Genomic DNA, 8,776 nt, shown 5'->3' with positions numbered 1-8,776 from the left:
GAAGCGAAATGTTTCAACCGTAAATCAGGGATAAACGGTAGAACAACGAATTACGAATTACGAATTGAAAATAGTAGACTCGTTTTCTTCTCGATATTAAATGGATCGAGGTTTATTTCCTACTAATTGTTTTTTTAGGAGAATAGTTCTTGGCCTGAGAAAGTGAAACCTTTTCCGTGTGGCTGCATATGTTTACCCTAACCTTCTTTTTTTTATCGCCATAAATGGCATATCTTTTTCGTCTTTTGAAAAGAAAACCACATGCAGAGGATTTAATGTAGGTGCTGACTTCTATAATATCTCCTTTTTTATAATCTCCTTTAAAGGATTCTTTGACTTTCAAGGAAACAGTATTTTTTCTTATGAAAGCTTTAATAGATTTTACTTTGCCGATAAGCACTACATCTACAGATTCTATTCCCGCTGTTTCCATGCAATTACAAGAATACGCAGCAGTAAAGCATACTGAAATAAGAACGGTGAGTAGGAGTCTTTTCATGCGCGGTTTTACGTTAATTGTGTTTTGTAAGATAATAATAGTCTTCTACTTTTGTCCCATGTACATTATTAAATTGGAAAAGAACAAAAGCTAATTACTGAAGCTGGTATGCAATACCTGCCCCAAAGCAAGTACTATTATGGCCTGCGTTAGGGTGCGATAAATTTAAGTTGGAGTTGTGTCTTAAGGAAAGCCGGAGATCCCAGAGTATCCTTTTTAATTTGTAAGAAACTCCCAGTGCCAATATGTCAGAGAAAGCAAACCCCTTGGCTAACCTTTCGGTCCTGACACCAGAATACATTGGGCCAACACTTCCTAGTATGTATGTATTAAGGTTTTCTGTAATTCTATATCGATACTGTAAACCGATATTTAAGGCGAATTCGTTAAAAACTTTTAATGTCATAAATTCCTTTTTTAGTTCTTCGAAATAGGGTATATCAATACCTAAATACCAGATATACATTTCTCCCAGTAATTTTTGTTGAGATTGATAATAGCTTGGCTCAACGAGTAATCGTAAATCGCTCTTAGCCATATGTTTTATTTGATAATTGAGCTGTAATTTGACGAATTTGTTGTTGTACACGTACGCTACGTGGTTAAAGGGAAACCTCTTCTGATCCGATTGCCCGAAGTTAACACCAATGAGTAAATTCTCTTTTTTGAGTTTTCTCTCTTGGCCAAAAGAATGGGTAGCACAAATGGAAATAAGAAAAAAGAAGAATACTATTCTCATGCTGTTTCAATTCGAAGGCGAATTTAATAGTAATTTCCAATAGGCGACATCAATCCATTGTTAATTCGAAAGTGATGATAGTATTTTGAATATATTGATTGTAGATTTTTGCTATAGCTGCTGAATCGTTATTGGTCGCAGTCCTTATTCTTCATTTGTTATGCCCACACTGTAGTTCCTTCTGTGCAATTTTTGCAAATCTCTACTTCACTCCGTGACTTCAATACTAAATTTCGAAAGTTATAGTAAGGTTCACTTTGCCAAATTTGTGAAAAGGTATTATTCTGAAGGCTACCCATTTTATGCGTGGCATCTTTGTCAAAGCAACACGGTACCACATTACCATCCCAAGTTATTACACTCGAGTTCCATAATCGCCAACAGTGGTTATTAAGCTTGTTTTTTATGGAATAAGTACCATCTCTGTTTTTTTTGTAGCGAGAATATTTATCGATAGTAGGAATTAATTCATTGCCGTTTTTAAAGTCATAGATCTGTGCCGTTTTAAAACGTACTTCATCTACGCCAAGGTTGTCTGCTATTTCTTGAATCTCATCGAGTTGATGTTCGTTTGGCCTAACAACTAAATATTGAAAGATTACATATGGCGTTTTAGATTTTAACTTTTTCTTCCACTTAATAATGTTCTTCGTTCCTTCCCATACCTTATCAATTTTACCACCTACGCGATAAGACTCATATGTTTCTTGCGTTGTACCATCAATAGAAATTATAAGTCTGTCTAAACCCGATTTTATCGTTTCTTCGGAAGTTTGGTCGTCGAAATAATGTGCATTGGAGGAGGTTGAAGTATACATATTCTTATCGGCAGCAATGTTCACCATCTTTAAAAAGTCTTTATTTAAGAAGGGTTCTCCTTGAAAATAAAATGTTAGATAGGTGCTCTTTTTATAAAGCTGCTCTACGACTGTTTTAAAGAAATCTTTGTTTAGCATACCAGTATCTCGGCTAAATGAACGCAATCCACTAGGGCATTCTGGGCATCTCAAATTACAAGATGTTGTGGGTTCAATCGACACGCTAATTGGGAATCCCCAGTGTTGTGCTCTGCCTGAAAGCTTAGAGCTATAGTAGCTCCCAATGACAAGTGCATCGTTTAGGATCCGTGAGAAAGTAATCTTTGATAAGATATTTAATTGGTCGTTAAGCTTCGTCAAAACAGAAGAGTAATAGGTATTTCATGATTGTGTAAATTTAAAGGTAATAAATTGCCTTATTCAACTATGTATTTGAACCTTAACTGTATTGTTGTTTTTACTTGATATTGTCTTAATTTTGCACTTTAGTCAACCTCATATTTGTAAGATCAATAAGGCGTTGAAGCATTAAACGACAAAGAAAATTTTCTCCTAAATGTGGGTATATCTTACAGGTATTATTCTAAGAAATAGAGTCGCAATTCTCATAATAACAGGGCTGATTACTTGCTTTATGGCTTATAAAAGCACTGAGAATCAGGTTACTTACCAGTTTCTGAACTTGCTCCCAGCCGATCATGAGGCAAACATTACATATCAAAAGTTTAAAGACCAGTTTCAAGGTAAGTCTGTTTCGATGCTCCTTGGAGTGGATGATAGTAGGCTCTACGAGTTAGAAAAGTTTAATGCCTGGTACGATTTAGAGCAAGAACTTAGAAAGATTGATGGCGTTGAGGATGTTGCCTCCCTGAGTTCTGCATACAACATTGTAAAAAACAAGAAGGCCAAACAATACGAGAAGCTCCAAATGATGACTCGTAGGCCAACTTCACAAACTGAGCTAGACTCTGTTTTGGCGGCTATTAGAGAACTTCCTGTTTATGAAGAGGCGCTTTATAAGAAAGATGCGGACAATACAATTATGGTTGTATTGCTTAATAAAAAGATTTTTGATTCGGCCGATCGTGTTGGAGTACTTAAGCAAGTAGATGCCCTTACAGGAGCATTTGTGAAAAATACGCAAATCGAAATACGGTATTCTGGATTACCTGTCATTCGAAATGTGATGCTCGAGAAGATTAGGGATGAAATGAAACTGTTCATTCTCTTAGCAGGCTTAATTACAGCTTTGATATTGTACTTCTTTGTACGCTCTATTAAGTCGACTGTGATATCCCTGTTAGTGGTTGCTATTAGTGTTGTTTGGTGTTTTGGAACGGTGGCCATATTTCAATTTCAAATAACAGCTCTTCTTGCTCTTGTGCCTCCTATTATTATTGTAATAGGAATACCCAATTGTATCTTCTTGATGAATAAGTATCATCGAGAATACAAAGAACACGGAAATCAAATCAGGGCTCTTTCTGTTGCGGTTCAAAAAATTGGTAACGCAACTTTGATGACTAATGTGACAACTGCTTCTGGATTTATCCCTTTCATATTCATCGAAAGTGATTTATTGATGGCGTTCGGTGTTATAGCATCGATTAATATTTTAGTTGTATTCGCGCTTTCCATCACGATGCTGCCGATTATATTTAGTTTCTCAAAACCACCGAAGGCAAGACATGTAAAGCATTTAGATAGTAAAACGATGGAGAAAATTACTGAACTTCTGGTTCACTGGGTAGTTAACCATAGACGAAATATCTACTTAGCTACTGTAGTCCTAATTGCTATTGGTGTCATTGGAATGACTCAAATTGAGAAGACAGGTAACCTTGCTGGAGATATTAAAGATACCGAGCAAGTTATTCAAGATCTTAAATATTTTGAGGAAAATTACAATGGTGTTATTCCACTAGAAATAATTATAGATACGAAGAAAAAGGGTGGTGCGATGAAGCTTAAAACACTTCGTAAGATGGACAAGATGCACAACCTTGTTGATGAGTACGATGAGTTTTCGAGACCAGTATCTATGGTAGATGCTTTCAAGTTTCTTCGGCAAGCATATTATAATGGAAACCCGAAGAAGTATGCTTTACCAAATGAGATGGATAAGAACTTTATTTTTAGTTATGTAAAGAATTCTAACACGCAAGAAGAATTACTTAATGCATATAGAGATAGTACGAAGCAGATTGCTCGTATAAGTATTCGGATGGCAGATATAGGAACGGATCACATGAATAACTTGTTGGAAGAAATAACGCCCCGCATAGATTCTATATTCGATCCGGAAAAGTATGATGTAGGGCTTACAGGAGCGACTATAGTGTTTCTAAAGGGAACAGATTATCTTGTTGAGAATCTACTTACAAGTTTGGTTCTGGCCATTTTGATAATATCAACTTTAATGGCACTATTGTTCTCGTCAATTAGAATTGTTCTTGTTTCCCTTGTTCCCAATCTAATCCCTCTCTTGCTTACGGCTGCAATAATGGGGTTCTATGGTATTTCGATTAAACCTTCAACGATATTGGTATTTAGTATTGCATTTGGAATTAGTGTAGATGATACAATCCACTTCTTGGCGAAATATAGGCAAGAGATTAAGTCTTCTCCTACCGCTACAAATTATGATTCGGTAATTAACGCGCTCCGAGAAACAGGTGTTAGTATGATATATACATCAGTCGTTTTATTCTTTGGATTTGGAATTTTTATAGCCTCTGATTTTGGCGGCAACGTAGCGCTTGGAGTACTCGTTTCTATTGCTCTATTAATTGCAATGGTAGCCAATCTAACGTTATTACCTGCTTTGCTTTTATCGTTCGGGAAATCTGCAATGAAAGAAGCTTTTGGTGAACCGTTTTTAGAAATTTTAGATGAAGAGGAAGACATCGATTTAGATGCCTTGGAGATAGAGAATACCGGACATAAAAACATAAAAGAATGAAAGGAATTATTTTAGCAGGAGGTTCTGGAACAAGATTGCATCCTCTTACACGTGCAGTTAGCAAGCAACTGCTACCGGTTTACGATAAACCAATGATCTATTACCCTTTATCCGTTTTAATGCTTGCGGGTATCAACGAAATATTGATTATTTCAACGCCACATGATCAGCCCCATTTTGAAACTCTTTTAGGAGACGGTTCTAACTTGGGATGTAGTTTTGCTTATGCTATTCAGGAAGAACCAAATGGTCTTGCACAAGCTTTTATTATAGGGGAGGAGTTTATTGGTGACGATAATGTGGCTTTAGTTTTAGGGGATAATATTTTTTACGGACCAGGACTTGGTAGTGCATTGATGGAAAATACCAATCAGGATGGAGGAGTTGTATTTGCTTATCATGTGTCGGATCCTGAGCGATATGGAGTTGTTGAATTTGATGAAAATAAAAATGCCATTTCGCTTGAAGAAAAACCAATAAATCCTAAATCGAATTTTGCTGTTCCTGGATTATACTTTTACGATAACGATGTTATTGAAATCGCAAAAGGTCTTGAACCAAGTGCTAGAGGAGAATATGAGATTACGGATGTAAACATCGAATATCTTAAAAGAGGAAAGCTTAAAGTGGTAGAGATGAAACGAGGAACAGCTTGGTTAGATGCTGGTACGTTTGGTTCTTTAATGGAGTCGAGCCAATATGTTAAAGTAATTCAGGAACGCCAAGGAATGATGATTGGATGTATCGAAGCGGTTGCATATTCAAGAGGGTTTATCAATAAAGATCAAGTTAGAGAATTAGCCGAACCATTGCTTAAAAGTGGCTATGGTGATTATTTAATGACGATAATTAAATAATAGTCTATGCATTCGCTCGAAGATTTATATAAAGCGTTTCAAGAGGAGCTTTCAAATTACAATCTTCCAGTTACCCCAGGAGATCTATACGATCCTATTACTTATATTTTGAATTTAGGGGGTAAACGAGTTAGGCCATTGTTTACTTTATTAAGTTGTGAAATGATTGGTGGGGATGTAAAGAAAGCATTAAAGCCAGCCCTCGCATTAGAAGTATTTCATAATTTCTCATTAATTCACGACGACATCATGGATAATGCTCCGATTAGAAGAGGGCAGCAAACGGTTCATGAAAAGTGGAATACGAATACAGCAATTTTATCGGGAGATGCTATGCTAATAGAGGCATATAAAATACTAGGTGAAGTTGATGATGAACACCAAATTTCATTGCACAAAGTATTTAGTAAAATGGCGATTGAGGTCTGCGAAGGGCAGCAGTACGATATGCTGTTTGAAAATAGAGATGTTGTTTCGGTTGAGGAGTATTTAAATATGATCCGGTTAAAAACGGCCGTACTTCTTGGTGCATGTATGCAAATAGGATCTCTTGTTGGTGGAGCATCAGATAAGTATGCCAAGCTATCTTATCAAATTGGAGAAAGCCTAGGGATTGCATTTCAGCTTCAAGACGACTATCTAGATTTGTTTGCTGATGGCGATAAATTTGGTAAGCAGATTGGTGGTGATGTAATAACTGGTAAGAAAACTTTTCTCTATTTAAAAGCATTAGAATTGATGGAGGATCCATNAGAATTAAAAGAGATCTATACGGCTTCAGATATTCAAGACTCCGAGAAAGTGGAAAGAGTGAAATCTATCTATAATGATATTGGGGTATCTAAATTAATGAATGAAGAAATTGAAAAGTATTTTTCCGTTTCGTCTAAATACTTGGATGAGTTACTAGTTCCTGTATCTTCAAAAATATCTTTCTTAGATTTTGTTAGTTCTTTAGCAAGTAGAAAATTCTAAAAGAGCTTACCTTAATACATATTCGGTAGATTTTTTTGCTCTTTTACATACCTGGAGAGAGAGCCTAACCCTATGATAGATTGCGGATTATATTTAATAAGATAATTTACTTAACAATGGCTTGTTAAATGCCTGTTTAAGAGTAGATTGTTTTTTGAAATTATGAATGTAATATTGTAACTATATGTTACATTAAAAGGTTTAAAATCTAAGGAGTAAAGAGGTTATAACATGGACAAGTATTCTTACATCAGTAATGCTGAATTAGGTTCAGTTGAAAACCTTTACCAGTTGTACCTTAAAGAGGATCCAAGCATTGACGAAAGTTGGCGCAAATTCTTTGAAGGATTTGAGTTTGCAAGAAGAGATTTTGAGAATGATGGTAAAATTCCTGAAGCGGTAGAAAAGGAATTTAAGGTTGTTCATCTGATTAATCAATACCGTTCAAGAGGTCATCTGTTCACAAAAACTAATCCTGTTAGGGAAAGAAGAAAGTATACGCCTGCTCTAGATTTGGAAAACTATGGTTTGTCAGATGCAGATTTAGATACTGAGTTTCATGCAGCGAAAGAAATATTTCTGCCTCCAAGTTCATTGCGGAAAATTGTAGACATCTTGCAGAAAACGTATTGTCAATCTATTGGGGTAGAGTACATGTATATTCGGAACCCAGAGCGATTAAATTGGTTGAAAAAGAGGTTAGATAAAAACTATAACACGCCTAATTTTAGTGATAAACTTAGGCGATATATATTCACCAAACTTAATCATGCTGTTGTATTCGAGAGTTTTTTGCACACGAAATATGTTGGTCAAAAAAGATTTTCATTGCAGGGTGCCGAGTCTCTTATCCCAGCAATCGGTGCTGCTATAGAAACGGGTGCGAATCTTGGAGTGGAAGATTATGTTATTGGAATGGCACATCGAGGCCGATTAAATGTTTTAGCAAACATCTTAAATAAAACCTACGAAGAAATATTTACGGAATTCGAAAACTTATAATATGGTGATGCTCTTTTCGATGGAGATGTGAAATATCACCAGGGCTATAGCACCGATATAGTTACTGATTCAGGGAAAGAAATTCATATTAGTTTGGCACCAAACCCTTCACATTTGGAAGCTGTTGACCCTGTTGTTCTTGGTGTTGCAAAAGCTAAATTAGATAGAGATCATAATAATAATTACGATAAAGTAGCTCCAATTATAATCCACGGAGATGCTTCTATTTCTGGTCAAGGAATTGTGTATGAGTTAATTCAAATGGCTCAATTGGAATCATATGGAATAGGCGGAACAATCCATATTGTGGTGAATAATCAAATTGGGTTTACAACAAACTATTACGATGGCAGATCAAGTACATATTGCACGGATGTAGCCAAAGTAACCTTGTCGCCAGTTTTTCATGTAAATGGAGATGATGTTGAGGCAGTAGTGTATGCCACCAGGATGGCAGTAGAATTTAGACAAGCATTTCATAAAGATGTTTTTATTGACCTTCTATGCTATAGAAAATATGGCCATAATGAGGGTGATGAGCCAAGATTCACACAGCCACTATTGTACAAAGCTATTGCCAAACATAAAGACCCAAGGGAGATTTATGTTGCTCGGTTAATGGAAGAAGGCATAGTTGGGGAAGAACTAGCCAAAGAAATGGAAGTGCGGTTTAAAAGATTATTGGAAAGTAAGCTTAGCGACGCGCGTGAAGAAACCGAAACAAAGGTGACTTCCTTTATGGAAGGTAAATGGCGTGGATTAGCTGAGTCTGTTGAGGAAGATTTTAAAAATTCTCCAGAGACGGGCTTCAATAAAGAGGAATTGCTTCAAGTTGCCAAAGTACTATACACGGTACCAGAAGGGAAGAAATTTTTCCGTAAAATGGAAAAAATATTCGGAGATAGAGAAGACATGATTGAATCC

Annotated in this window: 8 protein-coding genes; 5 read left to right on the top strand and 3 right to left on the bottom strand. The window is 36.1% G+C overall.

All coding sequences use genetic code 11. From position 1 onward, the window contains the following. Positions 1–112 precede the first annotated feature (112 nt). From HRT72_02190 to HRT72_02180, 3 genes are all read right to left on the bottom strand, one after another. Positions 113–499: a hypothetical protein gene (locus HRT72_02190; GenBank protein ID NQY66520.1), complete on the bottom strand. Its 387-nt coding sequence runs from the start codon at positions 497–499 to the stop codon at positions 113–115. 94 nt (positions 500–593) lie between these two features. Beyond that, the gene (locus tag HRT72_02185; GenBank protein ID NQY66519.1) at positions 594–1,037 is read right to left on the bottom strand and encodes an acyloxyacyl hydrolase; all 444 of its coding nucleotides are present in this window, start codon (positions 1,035–1,037) and stop codon (positions 594–596) included. Positions 1,038–1,396: 359 nt separating this feature from the next. Beyond that, positions 1,397–2,416: an SPASM domain-containing protein gene (locus HRT72_02180; GenBank protein NQY66518.1), complete on the bottom strand. Its 1,020-nt coding sequence runs from the start codon at positions 2,414–2,416 to the stop codon at positions 1,397–1,399. 274 nt (positions 2,417–2,690) lie between these two features. Between HRT72_02180 and HRT72_02175 the strand changes: the two genes are divergently transcribed. From HRT72_02175 to HRT72_02155, 5 genes are all read left to right on the top strand, one after another. Then, positions 2,691–5,018 (top strand): MMPL family transporter, encoded by a 2,328-nt coding sequence (locus tag HRT72_02175; GenBank protein NQY66517.1) that lies wholly within the window; start codon positions 2,691–2,693, stop codon positions 5,016–5,018. Then, positions 5,015–5,875 (top strand): glucose-1-phosphate thymidylyltransferase RfbA, encoded by an 861-nt coding sequence (gene rfbA / locus HRT72_02170; GenBank protein ID NQY66516.1) that lies wholly within the window; start codon positions 5,015–5,017, stop codon positions 5,873–5,875. The genes HRT72_02175 and rfbA overlap by 4 nt, the downstream gene beginning before the upstream one ends. Positions 5,876–5,881: 6 nt before the next feature. Then, complete coding sequence (locus HRT72_02165; protein ID NQY66515.1) at positions 5,882–6,850, top strand: polyprenyl synthetase family protein; 969 nt, start codon at positions 5,882–5,884, stop codon at positions 6,848–6,850. A 231-nt stretch (positions 6,851–7,081) separates the two neighbouring features. Further along, on the top strand, positions 7,082–7,852 hold the full coding sequence (locus HRT72_02160) for a hypothetical protein (GenBank protein ID NQY66514.1): 771 nt from the start codon (positions 7,082–7,084) through the stop codon (positions 7,850–7,852). A gap of 27 nt (positions 7,853–7,879) precedes the next feature. Next, a partial coding sequence (locus tag HRT72_02155; GenBank protein NQY66513.1) for a 2-oxoglutarate dehydrogenase E1 component occupies positions 7,880–8,776 on the top strand: 897 nt, incomplete at its 3' end.

The organism is Flavobacteriales bacterium, from assembly GCA_013214975.1.
Taxonomy (GTDB): domain Bacteria; phylum Bacteroidota; class Bacteroidia; order DT-38; family DT-38; genus DT-38.
This window is presented reverse-complemented; position numbering and strand designations above follow the sequence as displayed.

Coding starts and splice junctions, on each gene's coding strand:
- HRT72_02190 (NQY66520.1), bottom strand. CDS start 499: ATGAAAAGACTCCTACTCACCGTTCTTATTTCAGTATGCTTTACTGCT.
- HRT72_02185 (NQY66519.1), bottom strand. CDS start 1,037: ATGGCTAAGAGCGATTTACGATTACTCGTTGAGCCAAGCTATTATCAA.
- HRT72_02175 (NQY66517.1), top strand. CDS start 2,691: ATGGCTTATAAAAGCACTGAGAATCAGGTTACTTACCAGTTTCTGAAC.
- rfbA (NQY66516.1), top strand. CDS start 5,015: ATGAAAGGAATTATTTTAGCAGGAGGTTCTGGAACAAGATTGCATCCT.
- HRT72_02160 (NQY66514.1), top strand. CDS start 7,082: ATGGACAAGTATTCTTACATCAGTAATGCTGAATTAGGTTCAGTTGAA.